Below are 18195 nucleotides of genomic sequence, written 5' to 3'. Positions count from 1 at the left end.
AAAAAGAAAAAAGGGTAGCCGAGGCTACCCTTTTTAATCAATCACGCGGAAATCCCGCGGCTTAGCCGCCGAACTTCTTGCGGATCTGCTGGACGGTGCGCAGCTGGGCTGCGGCCTCGGCCAGACGTGCAGCAGCGGCACCGTAGTCGAACTCCGAGCCTTTTTCATGCAAGGCCTTCTCGGCAGCCTTGACGGCTTCCTGAGCGGAGGCTTCGTCCAGGTCGGCAGCACGCTGCACGGTGTCGGCAAGAACCTTGACCATGTTCGGCTGAACCTCGAGGAAACCACCGGAGATGTAGAACACCTCGGTTTCCCCGCCCTGTTTGATCAAGCGGATCGGACCTGGTTTCAGGTTAGTGATCAGCGGAGCGTGACCCAGGGCGATACCAAGATCCCCCAGCTCACCGTGTGCGATCACCATCTCGACCAGACCGGAGAAGATTTCTCCTTCCGCGCTGACGATATCGCAATGGACTGTCATAGCCATCTGCTTGCCTCAACCTAAATTAGCGCCCGTTGCCGGGCGCCGGGATTACAGTTTCTTGGCTTTCTCGATCGCTTCTTCGATGCCACCAACCATGTAGAACGCTTGTTCTGGCAGATGGTCGTAGTCACCGTTGAGGATGCCTTTGAAGCCAGCGATGGTGTCTTTCAGGGAAACGTATTTGCCTGGAGAACCAGTGAAGACTTCAGCCACGAAGAACGGCTGCGACAGGAAGCGCTGGATCTTACGAGCGCGGGATACCAGTTGCTTGTCGGCTTCGGACAGTTCGTCCATACCCAGGATCGCAATGATGTCCTTCAGCTCTTTGTAGCGCTGCAGCACGTACTGAACGCCACGAGCGGTTTCGTAGTGCTCGGTGCCGATCACGTTCGGGTCCAGCTGACGGGAAGTCGAGTCCAGTGGGTCTACCGCTGGGTAGATACCCAGGGAAGCGATGTCACGGGACAGAACGACGGTGGCGTCCAAGTGGGCGAAGGTGGTCGCTGGCGACGGGTCGGTCAAGTCGTCCGCAGGTACGTATACCGCTTGGATCGAGGTGATCGAGCCTTGCTTGGTCGAAGTGATACGTTCTTGCAGAACGCCCATCTCTTCAGCCAGGGTCGGCTGGTAACCTACTGCCGAAGGCATACGGCCCAGCAGTGCGGATACTTCGGTACCGGCCAGGGTGTAACGATAGATGTTGTCGACGAACAGCAGAACGTCGTTACCTTCGTCACGGAACTTCTCGGCCATGGTCAGGCCGGTCAGAGCTACGCGCAGACGGTTTCCCGGCGGCTCGTTCATCTGGCCGTATACCAGTGCCACTTTGTCCAGAACGTTGGAATCCTTCATCTCGTGGTAGAAGTCGTTACCCTCACGAGTACGCTCACCCACACCGGCGAACACGGAATAACCGCTGTGCTCGATGGCGATGTTACGGATCAGTTCCATCATGTTTACGGTTTTGCCCACACCGGCACCACCGAACAGACCGACTTTACCGCCCTTGGCGAACGGGCAAACCAGGTCGATAACCTTGATGCCGGTTTCCAGCAGGTCGTTGCCGCCAGCTTGTTCAGCGAAGGTCGGCGCAGGACGGTGAATGCCCCAACGCTCTTCTTCGCCGATCGGGCCAGCTTCGTCGATCGGGTTGCCCAGTACGTCCATGATCCGGCCCAGGGTCGCTTTACCGACCGGTACGGAGATGGCTGCGCCAGTGTTGTTGACGTCCAGACCGCGCTTCAAGCCCTCGGTGGAGCCCATCGCAATGGTACGTACCACGCCGTCGCCCAGCTGCTGCTGAACTTCCAGAGTGGTTTCGGCGCCTTGAACCTTCAAGGCGTCGTAGATGCTCGGTACGCTGTCGCGTGGAAATTCCACGTCGATAACGGCGCCGATGATTTGAACGATACGTCCGCTACTCATAGCTGGATCCTCTGAATATTTGAACCGTTAAACCGCGGCAGCGCCGCCGACGATTTCCGAGATCTCTTGGGTGATCGCAGCCTGACGCGCCTTGTTGTAGATCAGCTGCAAATCGCTGATCAAATCACCGGCGTTGTCGGTAGCGTTCTTCATCGCGATCATCCGCGCAGCTTGTTCAGCCGCGTTGTTCTCGACCACCGCCTGGTAGACCTGCGACTCCACGTAGCGAACCATCAAGCCGTCAAGCAGCTCTTTGGCGTCCGGTTCGTAGAGATAGTCCCAGTGGTGCTTGAGTTCTTGATCCGGGGTTGCCACCAGCGGAATCAACTGCTCCACCGTAGGCTGCTGCGTCATGGTGTTGATGAACTTGTTGGACACCACGGACAGGCGGTCAATCCGGCCGTCCAGGTAGGCATCCAGCATCACCTTGACGCTGCCGATCAGATCATTGATCGACGGCTCTTCACCCAGGTGGCTGATTGCAGCGACGACGTTACCGCCGAAGTTACGGAAAAAAGCCGCACCTTTGCTGCCAACCACGCACAGATCGATCTCGACGCCATTTTCGCGGTTTACCGCCATGTCCTTGACCAAAGCCTTGAACAGGTTGGTATTCAAACCACCGCACAGACCACGGTCACTGCTCACCACGATATAACCGACGCGCTTGATGGCACGGTCGATCATGAACGGGTGGCGATATTCCGGGTTGGCGTTGGCCAGATGACCAATAACCTGGCGGATGCGCTCCGCGTAAGGACGGCTAGCAGCCATGCGCATTTGTGCCTTGCGCATTTTGCTGACCGCCACTTTTTCCATGGCGCTGGTAATCTTTTGCGTGCTTTTGATGCTCGCAATCTTACTGCGAATCTCTTTTGCGCCTGCCATGTAACACCTATCAGGTTAGCAAGCGGGAGCCTCGCGGCCCCCGCTGCGGCTTACCAGGTTTGGGTGGCCTTGAACTTCTCGATACCGGCTTTCAGGCCAGCGTCGATTTCGTCATTGAAGTCACCCTTCACGTTGATCTTCGCCATCAAATCGGCGTGATCGCGGTTGAAGTAAGCAATCAGCGCTTGTTCGAAGCTGCCGATCTTGGCGATTTCGACGTCAGTCAGGAACCCACGTTCAGCGGCATACAGCGACAGCGACATGTCAGCGATGGACATAGGCGCGTATTGCTTCTGCTTCATCAGCTCGGTAACGCGCTGACCGTGTTCAAGTTGCTTACGGGTCGCTTCGTCCAGGTCAGAAGCGAACTGGGCGAATGCCGCCAGTTCACGGTACTGAGCCAGAGCGGTACGGATACCACCGGACAGCTTCTTGATGATCTTGGTCTGAGCGGCACCACCTACACGGGATACCGAAACACCGGCGTTCACTGCCGGACGAATGCCGGAGTTGAACATGGCCGATTCCAGGAAGATCTGACCGTCGGTGATGGAAATCACGTTGGTCGGAACGAACGCGGAAACGTCGCCAGCCTGGGTTTCGATGATCGGCAGTGCGGTCAGGGAACCGGTCTTGCCAGTTACCGCGCCGTTGGTGAACTTCTCTACGTACTCTTCCGAAACGCGGGATGCGCGCTCCAGCAGACGGGAGTGGAGATAGAACACGTCGCCTGGGTAAGCTTCACGGCCTGGTGGACGGCGCAGCAGCAGGGAAATCTGGCGGTAAGCCACTGCTTGCTTGGACAGATCGTCATAAACGATCAGCGCGTCTTCACCGCGGTCGCGGAAGTATTCGCCCATGGTGCAACCGGAGTACGGTGCCAGGAATTGCAGGGCAGCGGATTCGGAAGCACTGGCAGCCACGATGATGGTGTTGGCCAGAGCGCCGTTTTCTTCCAGCTTGCGAACAACGTTGGCGATGGTCGATTGCTTCTGACCCACTGCTACGTATACGCAGAAGATGCCGCTGTCTTTCTGGTTGATGATCGCGTCGATCGCCAGAGCGGTCTTACCGATCTGACGGTCACCGATGATCAGCTCACGCTGGCCACGGCCGACTGGGATCATGGCATCGACAGCCTTGTAGCCAGTCTGTACAGGCTGGTCTACCGACTTACGCCAGATCACGCCTGGAGCAACTTTCTCGACCGCGTCGGTCTCGGTATTGTTCAGCGGACCTTTGCCGTCAACTGGGTTACCCAGTGCGTCGACTACGCGACCCAGCAGTTCCTTACCAACCGGAACTTCGAGGATGCGGCCGGTGCACTTGGCGCTCATGCCTTCAGCCAGAGTCGTGTATGCGCCCAGTACAACGGCACCTACGGAGTCTTGCTCGAGGTTGAGTGCCATACCGTAGACACCGCCCGGAAACTCGATCATCTCGCCGTACATGACGTCGGCCAGACCGTGAATCCGCACGATACCGTCAGAAACGCTGACGACAGTGCCTTCGTTACGGGCTTGAGAGGTCACATCGAGCTTTTCGATGCGGCCCTTGATAATTTCACTTATTTCGGAAGGATTGAGTTGCTGCATTGCTCTGCTGCCCCTTCAAACTCAAGATTTCAATGCTTCGGCAAGTTTCGCGATTTTGCCGCGAATCGAGCCATCGATAACCAGGTCGCCGGCGCGGATGACGACACCACCAATCAGGGCAGCGTCCTCCGCAACTTGCAGGCGCACTTCCCGGTCGAGTCGTGCACTGAGAACCTTGGCGAGTTTGTCTTGCTGTTCTTGGTTCAACGCAAAAGCACTGGTGACTTCCACATCTACCGACTTCTCTTGCTCGGCCTTGTACAGGTCGAACAGAGCGGCGATCTCCGGCAGAAGCAGGAGACGGTCGTTTTCGGCAACGACGTGGATGAAATTCTGTGCCTTGGCATCGAACTTGTCGCCGCACACGTCGATAAACGTGGCGGCCTTGTCTGCGCTCGTCAGTCGCGGGGCCTTGAGCACGCGCCGCATGGTGTCGTCTTGCGACACCGCTGCAGCCAGGCCGAGCATGGCTGACCAAGAGGCCAGCTGCTGGTGGGCCTGAGCGTGCTCGAAGGCCGCCTTAGCGTAAGGTCGGGCCAACGTGGTCAGTTCTGCCATGATCGCCCTCGCTTAAATTTCAGCAGCCAGTTTGTTAACCAGCTCCGCGTGCGCGTTTTGATCGATTGTGGCGCCCAGGATCTTCTCGGCGCCGCCAACGGCCAGCACACCCAGTTGGGCACGCAGCGCGTCTTTGACACTGTTCAGTTCCTGCTCGATCTCGGCCTGAGCCTGAACCTTCACACGGTCAGCGTCGACACGGGCTTTTTCAACAGCCTCTTCGACGATCTGGTTACCGCGTTTCTTGGCTTGCTCAATGATTTCGGCTGCCTGAGCTTTTGCTTCGCGCAGTTGCTGACCCGCTTTCTCTTGGGCCAGTTCCAGGTCGCGAGCTGCTCGGCTGGCAGCGTCCAGTCCATCCGCGATCTTCTTCTGACGTTCGTGCAAAGCCGCGATGACCGGAGGCCACACGAACTTCATGCAAAACAGTACAAAAATGAAGAACGCAACGGACTGGCCAATCAGGGTTGCATTAATGTTCACGCCAACACCTCGCTCGTTCGTTGTCCATCACACCAATCAACTCGAAAATTCGAGTGATTAGCCAGCGAGTTGACCAACGAAGGGGTTCGCGAAGGTGAAGAACAGAGCGATACCAACGCCGATCATGGTTACGGCGTCGAGCAGGCCGGCAACGATGAACATTTTAACTTGCAGCATTGGAACCATCTCTGGCTGACGCGCAGCGCCTTCCAGGAACTTGCCACCCAACAGGCCGAAACCAATTGCGGTACCCAGTGCGCCCAGGCCGATCAACAGTGCAACAGCGATAGCGGTTAGACCAACTACAGTTTCCATCTTTCCTCCCGACTTTTACGTCGTATGGTTTAGGTTTTTTAGATTAAAGCGGTAAAACAAATCGTTTCATCGTGCCCTATACGGGCCCCCTCCCGTTTGACCGGGAGGGACATCAGACTGATCGAGACCGGTCTTAATGGTTCTCTTCGTGCGCCATCGACAGGTAGACGATGGTCAGCATCATGAAGATAAACGCTTGCAGGGTGATGATCAGGATGTGGAACACAGCCCACGCCCATTGCAGCACCACGCCCAGGCCGCTGAGCCAGAGCAGGCCGCTGCCGAACATCACGGCGATCAGGATGAACACCAGTTCGCCAGCGTACATGTTGCCGAACAGACGCAGTGCCAGGGAGATTGGCTTGGCGATCAGCGTCACGAATTCAAGCAGGAAGTTCACCGGAATCAGCAGCGCCTGAACGAAGATGTTCTTGCTGCCGAACGGGTGCAGGGTCAGTTCGCCGATGAAGCCGCCGATGCCCTTGATCTTGATGCTGTAGAAAATGATCAGTGCGAACACCGAGAAAGCCATGGCCAGCGTGGCGTTCGGGTCGGTAGTCGACACGGCGCGGAACGGAATGTGCGCATCGCCGGAGATCAGGATGGCCAGCTGAGGAATCCAGTCGACCGGGATCAGGTCGATGGCGTTCATCAGGAACACCCAGACGAAGATGGTCAGTGCCAGCGGTGCAATCACTGGGCTACGGCCATGGAAGCTGTCTTTCACGCTGCCATCGACGAACTGGACCAATACTTCAACGAAGTTCTGCAAAGCACCTGGCTGACCGGAAGTTGCCTTCTTGGCCGCCATGCGGAAAAGAAGAACGAAGATCAGACCCAACGCCACAGACCAGCCGAGGGTATCGACGTGGAATGCCCAGAAGCCCATTTCTTTGGCTTCTGCTGCGGTGTGGGCAAAGCCCCAGCCGCCATTAGGTAGCTGACCGAAGGTCAGGTTCTGCAAGTGGTGCTGGATATAGCCCGAAGCGGTTGTTTCTGCCATGGTTGCCTCAAACGCCCTAAGGTCTCGAAAGTCTTGTTCTCATAAGCAGGGGAGCGAACCAGCTGACCAGTTGGGTCAGCACGAAGACGCCGAATACAGCTAGCGGCGCCAATGGCTTCACACCTGCGAACGTCAATGCAAAGAGCACTGCCGTCAAAATCAGTTTGCCCGCCTCGCCAGCATAAAAAGACCGGACGATGGCTTGAGCTGCTCGGGCGCCGGAAAACCGAAATGCCCTATGAGCGAAATACACATTGGGTAGCAAGGCTATCAGTCCCCCGCAAAGGCCTGAGTATCCGGCTACGACTCCATGCCATTGCCAGAGCGCCAAGGCGGCCAGCAGTAAAACGACCAATTGAGCCAATAAAACCGGGAAAACCGCCAAGCGATGGAACGGCAAGCGGTTTGGCGTGCGGGTTTCCATCACTCTTGCTCCTCATGGGTCGGCTGCCAGAATTCAATAACTTGGCATAATTTGTGCCGACAAAATGCGCGCAGAGTATAGGGGCGGTTCAGCCCCTATTCAACTGCCGGGTAGTGATTTCCGACTGCACGCTACATGAGGAAATGTTTCAGCGGATGTGTGCAAGGACGCCTTGAAGCTCATCGAGGGAGTTATACCCGATGACCAACTGACCTTTCCCTTTCTTTCCGTGACGAATCTGCACCGCAGAGCCTAGGCGCTCGGCCAGGCGCTGCTCCAGGCGCGCGATATCCGGGTCGGGTTTGACCGGTTCGGCAGGCTGCTGTTTGCCACTGAGCCACTGGCGAACCAGGGCTTCGGTCTGGCGTACGGTGAGGCCACGTGCGACAACGTGTCGCGCCCCTTCAACCTGTTGATTTTCCGGCAAACCCAGCAGGGCACGGGCATGACCCATTTCCAGGTCGCCGTGGGACAGCATGGTCTTGATCACTTCAGGCAAAGCGATCAGGCGCAACAAGTTGGCTACGGTGACGCGGGACTTACCCACAGCCTCGGCAACCTGCTGCTGAGTCAGCTGGAATTCCTGCTGCAGGCGCTGCAGGGCAACCGCTTCCTCGATGGGATTGAGATCTTCGCGCTGGATATTCTCGATCAGCGCCATGGCGATGGCGGTTTCGTCCGGCACATCGCGGACCATCGCCGGGATGGTTTCCTGGCCCGCCTGCTGGCTGGCGCGCCAGCGGCGCTCGCCGGCGATGATTTCAAAACGGCCGGAGCCGATCGGACGCACCACGATCGGCTGCATCACGCCCTGACTCTTGATCGAGCTCGCCAGTTCTTCCAGGGCCTGTGGGTCCATGTCCCGGCGCGGCTGATACTTGCCGCGCTGGATCAGGTCCAGCGGCAGATGCTGCAGCTCGCGCACATCGGCTTGCACCGCTTGTTCTTCCAGTGCACTGACAGTCGGACCACTCAACAGTGCATCCAGTCCACGTCCGAGACCTCGTTTCTTGACGGCCATGGGGATTCCTTAAGTTGGCTGGGCAGCGGCTGCACGTGAATTTTTCCGTTGCCGACGAACCATCTCGCCAGCGAGGGCCAGATAGGCAATGGCACCGCGGGACTGTTTGTCGTAGGCCAACGCCGGCATGCCATAACTGGGGGCTTCCGCCAGACGGATGTTGCGAGGGATCACCGTGTCGTACAGCTGATCGCCGAAGTGTTCCTTGAGCTGCGCGGAAACATCGTTCATCAGGCTTAGCCGCGGGTCGTACATGGTCCGCAGCAGGCCTTCGACCTTGAGGTTCGGATTGAGCAATTCGGAGATGCGCTTGATGTTATCCACAAGGTCGCTCAGCCCTTCGAGTGCAAAGTACTCGCACTGCATGGGGATAATGACCCCATCGGCGGCGACCAAGGCGTTGAGCGTGAGCATCGACAGTGACGGTGGGCAGTCGATCAGAATGTAATCGTAGTTTTCCCGGATCGGCGCCAGGGCGCTGCGCAGGCGGCTTTCTTTCATCTGCATTTCCAGCAGAACGACTTCCGCGGCGGTCAGGTCGCGGTTCGCCGGCAGCAGTTGATAACCGCCGTGCTCGGAGTAGTGCATGGCCTGGGCCAGGTCGCATTCGCCGATCAGCAGGTCGTAGACCGAATTTTCCAGGCCGTGTTTATCCACACCGCTACCCATGGTGGCGTTGCCCTGTGGATCAAGATCGATCAACAGCACCCGGCGCTTGGTAGCAACCAGCGATGCTGCGAGGTTGATGCAGGTGGTGGTCTTGCCCACACCACCTTTCTGGTTCGCTATCGCGAATACCTTAGCCATTCTTGCTTGTGTTCCCAATCATGCCGTGCGGCGCAGTATCAGCAGATGGCGTTGGCCTTGGCAACCGGGTACGGCCAGGGCGTGTTCGCTATCGAGGTGGAAGTCTGCCGGCAATGCTACCAGCTCATCGGCGGGATGAACGCCCTTCATTGCCAGCCAACGTGTATCGCGGTCGCCGAGGTGGCGAGTCCAGTTGGTGAAGTTCTCCATGCTGCTGAACGCCCGGGAAATGATCCCGTTGAATGGCTGCTGCGGTTGGAAAGCTTCGACACGACTGTGGATAACATTCAGGTTATCCAGCTTCAGTTCCAGTTTGACCTGGGTCAGGAAGCGGGTTTTCTTGCCATTGCTGTCCAGACAGGTCACTTGCGAATCCGGAAACAGGATAGCCAATGGAATGCCCGGCATCCCGCCGCCGCTGCCCACATCCAGCCAGCGACCGTTTTCGATGAACGACATCACGCTCAGGCTATCGAGCAGATGACGCGAGACCATTTCATCCGGATCGCGCACGGCGGTCAGGTTGTAAGCCTTGTTCCATTTGATCAACAGGGCCAGATAACCCAGCAGCAATTCGTGCTGGGCTTCTGTCAGGTTGACACCGAGTTGGCGAGCACCTGTGGATAACTCTTCTGCATGTTGCGAGGTGACCTGCGAACTCAAGCGCTTTGCTCCAACTGACGGCCCGCGCCGCGTTTTTTCAAGTGAATCATCAACAGGGAAATCGCCGCCGGTGTAACGCCCGGGATCCGCGAAGCCTGGCCCAGGGTTTCAGGACGCGTGGCGCCGAGCTTGCTCTGGATCTCTTTCGAGAGGCCGGAAATGGTGCTGTAGTCGATATCCACAGGCAGCTTGGTGTCCTCGCTGGCCCGCAGACGAGCGATTTCGTCCTGCTGGCGATCGATGTAGCCAGCGTACTTGGTCTTGATCTCGACCTGTTCGGCAACCTGTGGATCTTCTGCGCCCTGCCCGGTCACTGCGACCAGACCAGCGTAGTCGATTTCCGGACGGCTCAGCAGATTCAGCAAGTTGTACTCATGGGTCAGCGGCGTGCCGAACTTTTCAGCGATCGCATCGCCCTGTTCGGTGCCCGGGCGAACCCAGGTGCTTTTCAAACGCTGTTCTTCCTGGGCAATGCCTTCGCGCTTCTTGCAGAACGCAGCCCAACGGACATCGTCGACCAGACCCAGTTCCCGACCTTTTTCGGTCAGGCGCAGATCGGCGTTGTCTTCGCGCAGGATCAGGCGGTATTCGGCACGGGATGTGAACATTCGATACGGTTCCTGGGTTCCCAGGGTAATCAGGTCGTCGACCAGCACACCGATGTAGGCCTCGTCGCGACGCGGACACCAGCTGTCTTTGCCCTGCGCGCGCAATGCGGCGTTGGCGCCGGCGAGCAAACCCTGGGCGCCGGCTTCTTCGTAGCCGGTGGTGCCGTTGATCTGGCCGGCAAAGAACAGGCCGCCGATCACTTTGGTTTCCAGGCTGTACTTCAGGTCGCGCGGGTCGAAGTAGTCGTACTCGATGGCGTAGCCAGGACGCACGATGTGGGCGTTTTCCATGCCGCGGATCGATTGCACGATCTGCAACTGCACATCGAACGGCAAGGATGTGGATATCCCGTTCGGGTACAGCTCGTGAGTGGTCAGGCCTTCCGGTTCGATGAAGACCTGATGGCTTTCCTTGTCGGCAAAGCGATGGATCTTGTCTTCGATCGACGGGCAGTAGCGCGGGCCGATTCCCTCGATCACCCCGGAATACATCGGCGAACGATCAAGGTTGGAAGCAATGATCTCGTGGGTACGGGCATTGGTATGGGTGATCCAGCAGCTGACCTGCCGCGGATGCTGCTCTTTCGAGCCCAGGAACGACATCACCGGAATCGGCGTATCGCCCGGTTGTTCGGTCATCACCGAGAAATCCACGGAACGACCATCGATACGCGGCGGCGTGCCGGTTTTCAGGCGGCCGACACGTAGCGGCAATTCACGCAGCCGATGGGCCAGGGCGATCGAAGGTGGATCGCCGGCGCGACCGCCGGAATAGTTCTGCATCCCGATGTGGATAAGTCCACCGAGGAAGGTACCGGTGGTCAACACCACGGATTCGGCGAAGAAACGCAGACCCATTTGGGTCACTACGCCGCGAACCTGGTCCTGTTCGACGATCAGGTCATCCGCCGCCTGTTGAAATATCCACAGGTTCGGCTGGTTTTCCAGGATTTCGCGGACAGCGGCCTTGTACAGGATGCGGTCGGCCTGGGCACGGGTAGCCCGCACGGCTGGGCCTTTGCGGCTGTTCAACACCCGAAACTGAATACCACCTTTATCGGTAGCCATGGCCATCGCGCCGCCGAGGGCATCGATTTCTTTGACCAGATGACTTTTACCGATCCCGCCAATCGCGGGATTGCAGCTCATCGCTCCGAGGGTTTCCACGTTGTGCGTCAGCAACAGGGTTTTTGCCCCCATGCGTGCTGATGCAAGTGCTGCCTCGGTACCGGCATGACCGCCGCCGATGACGATCACTTCAAAACGGGAAGGGAAATCCACCACGCACCTCGTGCCTGCTTATATGGGTAAAAAAGGATGGGTTCTTGGGATAACGGACAAGTATAGGGTCTTCGCCCTTCCTAAAGAACCCTTTGCACAAAATTTAACCAGCTGTGGATGACTCACGGACAATAGAAATTAAAAAGAAAGAAATTTATTAAATCTTTGTTTTTATGTTTATTCTTAGGCACCGACCTATCTGTGGATAGATTCATGCAGCCCTTTGTTTTCAATGTGTACAGCGACTCAAAAGTCTGTGGTTAGGTGGCAACGAGGCCCTTGGATAACCGGTGTAAGCCTGTGGATTAAAGTGATGCTTATCCACAGAGCGGGTTTTCCTCAGTTTTGACGCTCTGTTATCAACTGAGCCTAAGGGCAGTTATTCACAGGGCTTAATCCACAGAAAAAAGGCTCAGCCGACCAAAGGGCGCCCACGAGAAATCCACCGAAGCGCTCGATGGCGCCCGGCAAACTCGGAAATGGTGGGAAGTACAAAGGATTGCAGGAGCGGGTTCGCCCGTGATGTCGGGCAGAACATCGCCACTGAGCATCACGAGCAACCAAGCCGCTGAACGGCTGCTCCTACAGGAAGATGGGGTTATTTACCGATACAGAAGCTGGAGAAAATCCGGCCCAGCAGGTCGTCCGAGCTGAAAGCGCCGGTAATTTCTCCCAGGGATTGCTGGGCTTGACGCAGGTCTTCAGCCAGCAGCTCGCCGGCGACGGCCAGGGTCAATTGCGAACGCCCGTGTTCAAGTGCCTTACTGGCGTGGTGCAGGGCTTCCAGGTGACGCCTGCGTGCACTGAAGCTGCTTTCGGACGTCTGCTCGTAACCCATGCAAGCCTTGAGGTGCTCACGCAGCAACTCCAGGCCCTCGCCTCCCGCCTTGGCACTGAGGCTGATAGTCACGTGGCCATCGTCGCTGACTTCCAGGGCAATCGCTTCGCTGGTCAGGTCGGCCTTGTTACGGATCAGCGTAACTTTCGCCGGATCCGGCCGCTGTTCCAGGAACTCCGGCCACAAGGCAAAGGGGTCCAGCGCTTCCGGTGCCGTGGCGTCGACCACCAGCAATACGCGGTCTGCCTCGCCAATGGCCTTGAGGGCACGTTCCACACCGATCTTTTCCACCTGGTCTTCGGTATCGCGCAGTCCCGCGGTATCCACAACGTGCAGCGGCATGCCGTCGATGTGGATATGTTCGCGCAGCACATCCCGAGTAGTGCCGGCGATCTCGGTGACGATGGCAGCTTCGCGTCCGGCCAGGGCATTGAGCAGGCTGGACTTGCCGGCATTCGGTCGGCCAGCGATGACCACGGTCATACCGTCACGCAGCAAGGCGCCCTGCCCGGCTTCGCGGACCACGGTGGATAACTCGTCGCGCACGGTGTCGAGCATCTGCAGCACATGGCCATCGGCCAGGAAGTCGATTTCTTCCTCGGGAAAATCGATGGCCGCCTCGACGTAGATGCGCAGCGCGATCAATTGCTCGGTCAGGTTATGCACACGCTTGGAGAACGCTCCCTGCAAAGAGCGCAAGGCATTACGCGCGGCCTGTGCGGAACTGGCCTCGATCAGGTCGGCGATGGCTTCGGCCTGGGCCAGGTCGAGCTTGTCGTTGAGGAAGGCGCGCTCGCTGAATTCCCCCGGCCGGGCCAGGCGACATCCCAACTGCAGGCAGCGCTGCAGCAACATATCCAGGACGATCGGACCGCCGTGGCCCTGAAGTTCCAGTACGTCTTCGCCGGTAAAGGAGTTCGGCCCCGGGAAATACAGGGCGATCCCCTCGTCCAGGACCTCGTCCCGATCGCTGAAAAACGGCCCGTAATGAGCGTAACGCGGTTTCAACTCGCGGCCGCTGATGGCCTTGGCGGCGACGCTGGCCAGTGGTCCGGAAATACGCACGATGCCCACACCACCACGCCCCTGGGCGGTGGCGACGGCTGCGATGGTTTCACGAGGGACATTCATAACCCGCTCCAGACATAAAGAGGCAGACAAAAGTGACAGATAGCAAAACGCCCCACTAGGGGGCGTTTTGAGTGGTTATCCACAGAGTAGGTCAGGCCGCTGCTTTCTTGGTAGCGGCTTCGATCTTACGTGTGATGTACCACTGTTGTGCGATCGACAGGCAGTTGTTCACAACCCAGTACAGCACCAGGCCCGCTGGGAACCACAGGAAGAAGAAGGTGAAGATGATTGGCATCATTTTCATCACCTTGGCCTGCATCGGATCCGGAGGAGTCGGGTTCAGCTGCTGCTGGATGAACATGGTGGCGCCCATGATGATCGGCAGGATGAAGAACGGATCCTTGATCGACAGGTCGGTAATCCACAGCATGAATGGCGCCTGGCGCATTTCCACGCTTTCCAGGAGTACCCAGTACAAGGACAGGAACACCGGCATCTGCACGAGGATTGGCAAGCAACCACCCAGCGGATTGATCTTCTCTTTCTTGTACAGCTCCATCATGGCTTGCGACATTTTCTGCCGGTCGTCGCCATGTTGCTCTTTCAGAGCCGCCAGTTTCGGCGCCACCGCACGCATGCGCGCCATGGATTTGTAGCTGGCCGCCGACAGCGGGAAGAAGATCCCCTTGATCAGCATGGTCAGGAAGATGATCGACCAGCCCCAGTTACCCACAATGCTGTGGATATGTTGCAGCAGCCAGAAGATCGGCTGGGCAATGAACCACAGAATGCCGTAGTCGACGGTCAGTTCCAGGCCTGGGGACAACTCTTTCAGAACGGCCTGGCTCTTCGGACCGGCGTACAGAGTGGCGGTGGTTTCAGCCTTGGCACCAGGTGCAACGGTCAGCGCCGGGCCAGTGAAACCGATGATGTAGTTGCCTTGGTTGTCCTTGCGGGTCTGCACCACGTTGCTTTCGTTCTTCGCCGGGATCCAGGCAGTCACGAAGTAGTGTTGCAGCCAGGCAACCCAGCCACCTTGCACGGTTTCTTTCAGCGAGCCCTTGTCGATATCTTTCATCGACACTTTTTTGTACGGCTCGGAACTTGTCCACAGGGCGGCGCCCAGGTAAGTCGCGGTGCCGGTGGCGGTGCTGGAAGAAGGATCGGAGCTGGCGTCGCGTTTGAGCTGGGCAAACAGGTTGCCAGTCCAGGCCTTGTCGCTGGTGTTGTCGATCAGATAGGTGACTTTCAGATCGTACAGACCGCGGGTAAAGGTGAAACGCTTGATGTAGTTGACGCCGGCGTCGCTGAATTTCAGGTCGACATTCAGCTGGTTCTGGCCGTCAGCCAGTTGATAAGTCTTTTTCTCGGCCGAATAAACCGGGCGTCCTGCAGGACGAGCATCCGGACCGTTGACACCGGTCAGGCCGCTTTGCGCCAGATAAGTACGTTCGCCACCGTTATCGAACAGTTGGAACGGAATTTCCGGATGGTCCTGGCGACGTGGATACAGCGGCAGCTTCAGCTGGGCGATATCACCACCTTGAGGATCGATAGCCAGATCGAGCACATCCGTTTTTACCTGGATGAGGTCTTTGCTTGCCGCCACCGGAGTTTCGGTAGGGGTACTGGTATCGGTATTCGCGCTGGGTACATCGGCACTGGCGGAAGCATTGTTACCAACAGGCGTATCCGGTAGAGCCGGGGTGGCGGTGTTGGCAGCAACATTCTGAGTCGGCAGGGCAGCCTGGCCATAATCCTGGTTCCACTTAAGAACCATGACGTAGGACACGATTGCCAGGGCGACGATCAGGATCGTGCGTTTAATATCCATGATTACTCGGCCATCGAAGAAGAACGGGAGGTAGGGATAGGTGGAACCGGGTCATAACCACCGGGATTCCACGGATGACAGCGACCTAAACGACGAAAGGTCAGCCAGCCACCGCGCAGAAGGCCATGATTTTCGATGGCTTCATACGCGTAGCAGGAACAGCTGGGGTAGAAACGACAGTGACTGGCCATCAAAGGACTAATGGCATAGCGGTAAAACTGGATCGGAACGAGTGCCAGTTTACGCATTGGTACTGTCTACCCCTACAGTTTCGGTTTTGACTGCTGGTGCCGGCTTGTTACGGGCCAGACGCTTCCAGAGCTTGTCGAAATGCTGAATCAATTCGGGGTTTTCTACATCGCCCAAACCTTTGCGCGCGACGATAACGATGTCCCAGCCGACCAGAGCATCCTGGTTCAGGCGAAACGATTCGCGCATCAGACGTTTGAGGCGATTGCGCTCAACGGAGAGCTTGACGCTCTTTTTTCCGATAACCAGCCCCAGACGGGGATGATCCAGATCGTTGTTGCGCGCAAGGAGCAGGAGATTCTTCCCCGGAACCTTGCCGGTAGGGGAGTCAAAGACTGCCTTGAAATGCCGGGGGGTAAGCAGACGCTTTTCCCGACTGAAGTCCTGACTCACCTCCAGTGCCGGAGTATCAAACTGCCAGACGCGCACGACCTTTGGCGCGACGACGCGACAGGACGGCACGACCGTTCTTGGTAGCCATGCGAGCACGGAAACCGTGGGTACGAGCGCGTTTGATAGTGCTTGGTTGGAAAGTACGTTTCATTGTCGTGTTACCTGGTTCGTCCACAACGGGCCGGAATGGCCCCCGTTTTAAGAGATCGGCGATTCTAGAGAAAGCAAGCCTCTAGGTCAATTTCCAACCAGCTTTTCCTTTATCTGGGTATGTCCGCCTCTGAGGCTGAAGAACCGGGTCAGCCAGATATAAAAATAAAGAAGGGAATTATTTAAAGCTTTTCTGTAAAGCTTATAAAGGCTAGGGACGTCCCTGTCTGTGGATAACTACATTGAGCCCTTATAGGACGTGCTGTACAGAGAATGACAACACTGTCGAGAAACGGTGCTTTGCCTGTGCTGCGCTATCGGAAAAGCTGTGTGTGGAAAGGCGAGTTATCCACAAGCGGGTTATCCACCGATTTTCGCCCCCAGTTGTGCAATGCCCTTAGGTGTGGTTATCCACAGAGCTTATGCACATACCATTGGTCGTGTTTTTTCGGGATAAAGCGTTGATTCATAGTGGCCTGCGATCAACCTACATGTGGATAAGTGTGCGTCTGGTCGTTACAATGGCGGCTTGTTTTTGCCTCACCGGCTTTCAACTTAGGGGATATCCGTGTCAGTGGAACTTTGGCAGCAGTGCGTGGAGCTTCTGCGTGATGAGCTGCCTGCCCAGCAATTCAACACTTGGATCCGTCCGCTACAGGTCGAAGCCGAAGGCGACGAGTTGCGTGTATACGCACCGAATCGTTTTGTTCTCGATTGGGTCAACGAAAAGTACCTGGGCCGCGTGCTCGAGCTGCTGGATGAGCATGGCAATGGCATGGCGCCGGCGCTTTCCTTATTAATAGGCAGCAAACGCAGTTCCGCTCCTCGTGCGGCACCCAATGCTCCGCTGGCCGCTGCGGTTGCCTCTCAGGTTCAGCAGGCAGCAGCTGCCGCCCCGGTCGCTGCGCCGGCTCCGGCCGCCCCGACCAAGGCGGCGACCCAGAAAGTCGCCGAAGTCAGCGAAGAACCCTCTCGTGACAGCTTCGACCCGATGGCGGGGGCCAGCTCGCAGCAGGCTCCAGTGCGCGCCGAACAGCGCACCGTTCAGGTGGAAGGTGCGCTCAAGCACACCAGTTACCTGAACCGCACCTTCACCTTCGAAAACTTTGTGGAAGGTAAGTCCAACCAGCTGGCCCGCGCCGCGGCCTGGCAGGTAGCCGACAACCCCAAGCATGGTTACAACCCGCTCTTCCTTTATGGCGGCGTAGGTTTGGGTAAGACCCACTTGATGCATGCTGTGGGTAACCATCTATTAAAGAAGAACCCGAATGCCAAGGTCGTGTACCTGCATTCCGAGCGCTTCGTGGCTGACATGGTCAAGGCGCTGCAACTCAACGCGATCAACGAATTCAAGCGCTTCTACCGTTCGGTGGATGCGTTGCTGATCGACGATATCCAGTTCTTCGCTCGCAAGGAGCGTTCCCAGGAAGAGTTTTTCCACACCTTCAACGCCCTGCTCGAAGGCGGCCAACAGGTGATTCTCACCAGTGACCGCTACCCGAAGGAGATCGAAGGCCTGGAAGAACGCCTGAAATCGCGCTTCGGCTGGGGCCTGACGGTGGCGGTGGAGCCACCGGAACTGGAAACCCGCGTCGCGATCCTGATGAAGAAAGCCGACCAGGCCAAAGTCGAGCTGCCTCACGATGCGGCGTTCTTCATTGCCCAGCGAATTCGTTCCAACGTGCGTGAGCTGGAAGGGGCGCTCAAGCGTGTCATCGCTCACTCGCACTTCATGGGACGCGACATTACCATCGAGCTGATTCGCGAATCGCTGAAGGACCTGCTTGCCCTGCAGGACAAGCTGGTCTCTGTGGATAACATTCAGCGCACTGTCGCCGAGTATTACAAGATCAAGATCTCCGATCTGCTGTCCAAGCGGCGCTCGCGTTCTGTCGCGCGTCCACGCCAGGTGGCCATGGCCTTGTCCAAGGAACTGACCAACCACAGCCTGCCGGAAATCGGCGATGTGTTCGGCGGCCGCGACCACACCACGGTCTTGCACGCATGCCGCAAGATCAATGAACTTAAGGAATCCGACGCGGACATCCGCGAGGACTACAAGAACCTGCTGCGTACTCTGACCACTTGATGACTCCAGCGCAGCT

General features: G+C 57.5%; 19 protein-coding genes. 1 reads left to right on the top strand and 18 read right to left on the bottom strand.

What is annotated here, in order from left to right; translation table 11 throughout:
- Positions 1 to 61: 61 nt before the first annotated feature.
- The 18 genes from PVZ80_RS04560 to rpmH all read right to left on the bottom strand — a co-directional run bounded on the left by PVZ80_RS04560 (position 62) and on the right by rpmH (position 16091).
- A complete protein-coding gene (locus tag PVZ80_RS04560; RefSeq protein WP_009051696.1) occupies positions 62 to 487 on the bottom strand; it encodes a F0F1 ATP synthase subunit epsilon in 426 nt (141 codons plus the stop codon).
- Between the two features lie 45 nt (positions 488 to 532).
- Positions 533 to 1909 (bottom strand): F0F1 ATP synthase subunit beta, encoded by a 1377-nt coding sequence (gene atpD, locus PVZ80_RS04555; RefSeq protein ID WP_009051697.1) that lies wholly within the window; start codon positions 1907 to 1909, stop codon positions 533 to 535.
- A gap of 27 nt (positions 1910 to 1936) precedes the next feature.
- Positions 1937 to 2797 (bottom strand): F0F1 ATP synthase subunit gamma, encoded by an 861-nt coding sequence (gene atpG, locus PVZ80_RS04550; protein WP_007924507.1) that lies wholly within the window; start codon positions 2795 to 2797, stop codon positions 1937 to 1939.
- Positions 2798 to 2847: 50 nt separating this feature from the next.
- A complete protein-coding gene (gene atpA / locus PVZ80_RS04545) occupies positions 2848 to 4392 on the bottom strand; it encodes a F0F1 ATP synthase subunit alpha (protein ID WP_009051698.1) in 1545 nt (514 codons plus the stop codon).
- A gap of 21 nt (positions 4393 to 4413) precedes the next feature.
- On the bottom strand, positions 4414 to 4950 hold the full coding sequence (locus PVZ80_RS04540; RefSeq protein ID WP_007924505.1) for a F0F1 ATP synthase subunit delta: 537 nt from the start codon (positions 4948 to 4950) through the stop codon (positions 4414 to 4416).
- Between the two features lie 12 nt (positions 4951 to 4962).
- The gene (locus tag PVZ80_RS04535) at positions 4963 to 5433 is read right to left on the bottom strand and encodes a F0F1 ATP synthase subunit B (protein WP_007924504.1); all 471 of its coding nucleotides are present in this window, start codon (positions 5431 to 5433) and stop codon (positions 4963 to 4965) included.
- Positions 5434 to 5490: 57 nt separating this feature from the next.
- Positions 5491 to 5748 carry a F0F1 ATP synthase subunit C gene (gene atpE, locus PVZ80_RS04530; protein ID WP_002555987.1) on the bottom strand — a complete coding sequence of 86 codons (258 nt, stop codon included), beginning with the start codon at positions 5746 to 5748 and terminating at the stop codon, positions 5491 to 5493.
- Positions 5749 to 5881: 133 nt separating this feature from the next.
- Positions 5882 to 6751, bottom strand: coding sequence for a F0F1 ATP synthase subunit A (atpB, locus tag PVZ80_RS04525; RefSeq protein WP_007924498.1), 870 nt, complete (start codon positions 6749 to 6751; stop codon positions 5882 to 5884).
- 16 nt (positions 6752 to 6767) lie between these two features.
- Positions 6768 to 7175: a F0F1 ATP synthase subunit I gene (locus PVZ80_RS04520; RefSeq protein WP_016703952.1), complete on the bottom strand. Its 408-nt coding sequence runs from the start codon at positions 7173 to 7175 to the stop codon at positions 6768 to 6770.
- Positions 7176 to 7323: 148 nt separating this feature from the next.
- On the bottom strand, positions 7324 to 8196 hold the full coding sequence (locus PVZ80_RS04515; protein ID WP_009051699.1) for a ParB/RepB/Spo0J family partition protein: 873 nt from the start codon (positions 8194 to 8196) through the stop codon (positions 7324 to 7326).
- Positions 8197 to 8205: 9 nt separating this feature from the next.
- On the bottom strand, positions 8206 to 9003 hold the full coding sequence (locus tag PVZ80_RS04510; protein WP_009051700.1) for a ParA family protein: 798 nt from the start codon (positions 9001 to 9003) through the stop codon (positions 8206 to 8208).
- Positions 9004 to 9021: 18 nt separating this feature from the next.
- Positions 9022 to 9666, bottom strand: a complete 645-nt coding sequence (gene rsmG, locus PVZ80_RS04505) for a 16S rRNA (guanine(527)-N(7))-methyltransferase RsmG (protein ID WP_009051701.1) — start codon at positions 9664 to 9666, stop codon at positions 9022 to 9024.
- Complete coding sequence (mnmG, locus tag PVZ80_RS04500) at positions 9663 to 11555, bottom strand: tRNA uridine-5-carboxymethylaminomethyl(34) synthesis enzyme MnmG (protein ID WP_009051702.1); 1893 nt, start codon at positions 11553 to 11555, stop codon at positions 9663 to 9665. Before mnmG ends, rsmG begins: the two co-directional genes overlap by 4 nt.
- A 598-nt stretch (positions 11556 to 12153) precedes the next feature.
- Positions 12154 to 13524, bottom strand: coding sequence for a tRNA uridine-5-carboxymethylaminomethyl(34) synthesis GTPase MnmE (gene mnmE, locus PVZ80_RS04495; protein WP_038635703.1), 1371 nt, complete (start codon positions 13522 to 13524; stop codon positions 12154 to 12156).
- Between the two features lie 91 nt (positions 13525 to 13615).
- Positions 13616 to 15298: a membrane protein insertase YidC gene (gene yidC, locus PVZ80_RS04490; protein WP_009051704.1), complete on the bottom strand. Its 1683-nt coding sequence runs from the start codon at positions 15296 to 15298 to the stop codon at positions 13616 to 13618.
- Between the two features lie 2 nt (positions 15299 to 15300).
- Entirely contained in the window at positions 15301 to 15546 is a 246-nt protein-coding gene (gene yidD / locus PVZ80_RS04485) for a membrane protein insertion efficiency factor YidD (RefSeq protein ID WP_010465488.1), read from the bottom strand.
- Positions 15539 to 15940: a ribonuclease P protein component gene (gene rnpA, locus PVZ80_RS04480; protein ID WP_016703950.1), complete on the bottom strand. Its 402-nt coding sequence runs from the start codon at positions 15938 to 15940 to the stop codon at positions 15539 to 15541. The genes yidD and rnpA overlap by 8 nt, the downstream gene beginning before the upstream one ends.
- A gap of 16 nt (positions 15941 to 15956) precedes the next feature.
- Positions 15957 to 16091, bottom strand: coding sequence for a 50S ribosomal protein L34 (gene rpmH / locus PVZ80_RS04475; RefSeq protein ID WP_003213577.1), 135 nt, complete (start codon positions 16089 to 16091; stop codon positions 15957 to 15959).
- 567 nt (positions 16092 to 16658) lie between these two features.
- Here rpmH and dnaA point away from each other — a divergent pair.
- Positions 16659 to 18179 carry a chromosomal replication initiator protein DnaA gene (gene dnaA / locus PVZ80_RS04470; protein ID WP_016703949.1) on the top strand — a complete coding sequence of 507 codons (1521 nt, stop codon included), beginning with the start codon at positions 16659 to 16661 and terminating at the stop codon, positions 18177 to 18179.
- Positions 18180 to 18195 lie beyond the last annotated feature (16 nt).

Origin of the sequence: Pseudomonas sp. B3G-3 (assembly GCF_028640915.1) — a bacterium.
In the GTDB taxonomy this organism is placed as follows: domain Bacteria; phylum Pseudomonadota; class Gammaproteobacteria; order Pseudomonadales; family Pseudomonadaceae; genus Aquipseudomonas; species Aquipseudomonas chlororaphis_I.
The sequence above is the reverse complement of the archived record's forward strand: the minus strand, read 5'-3'. Positions and strand labels throughout refer to the sequence as shown.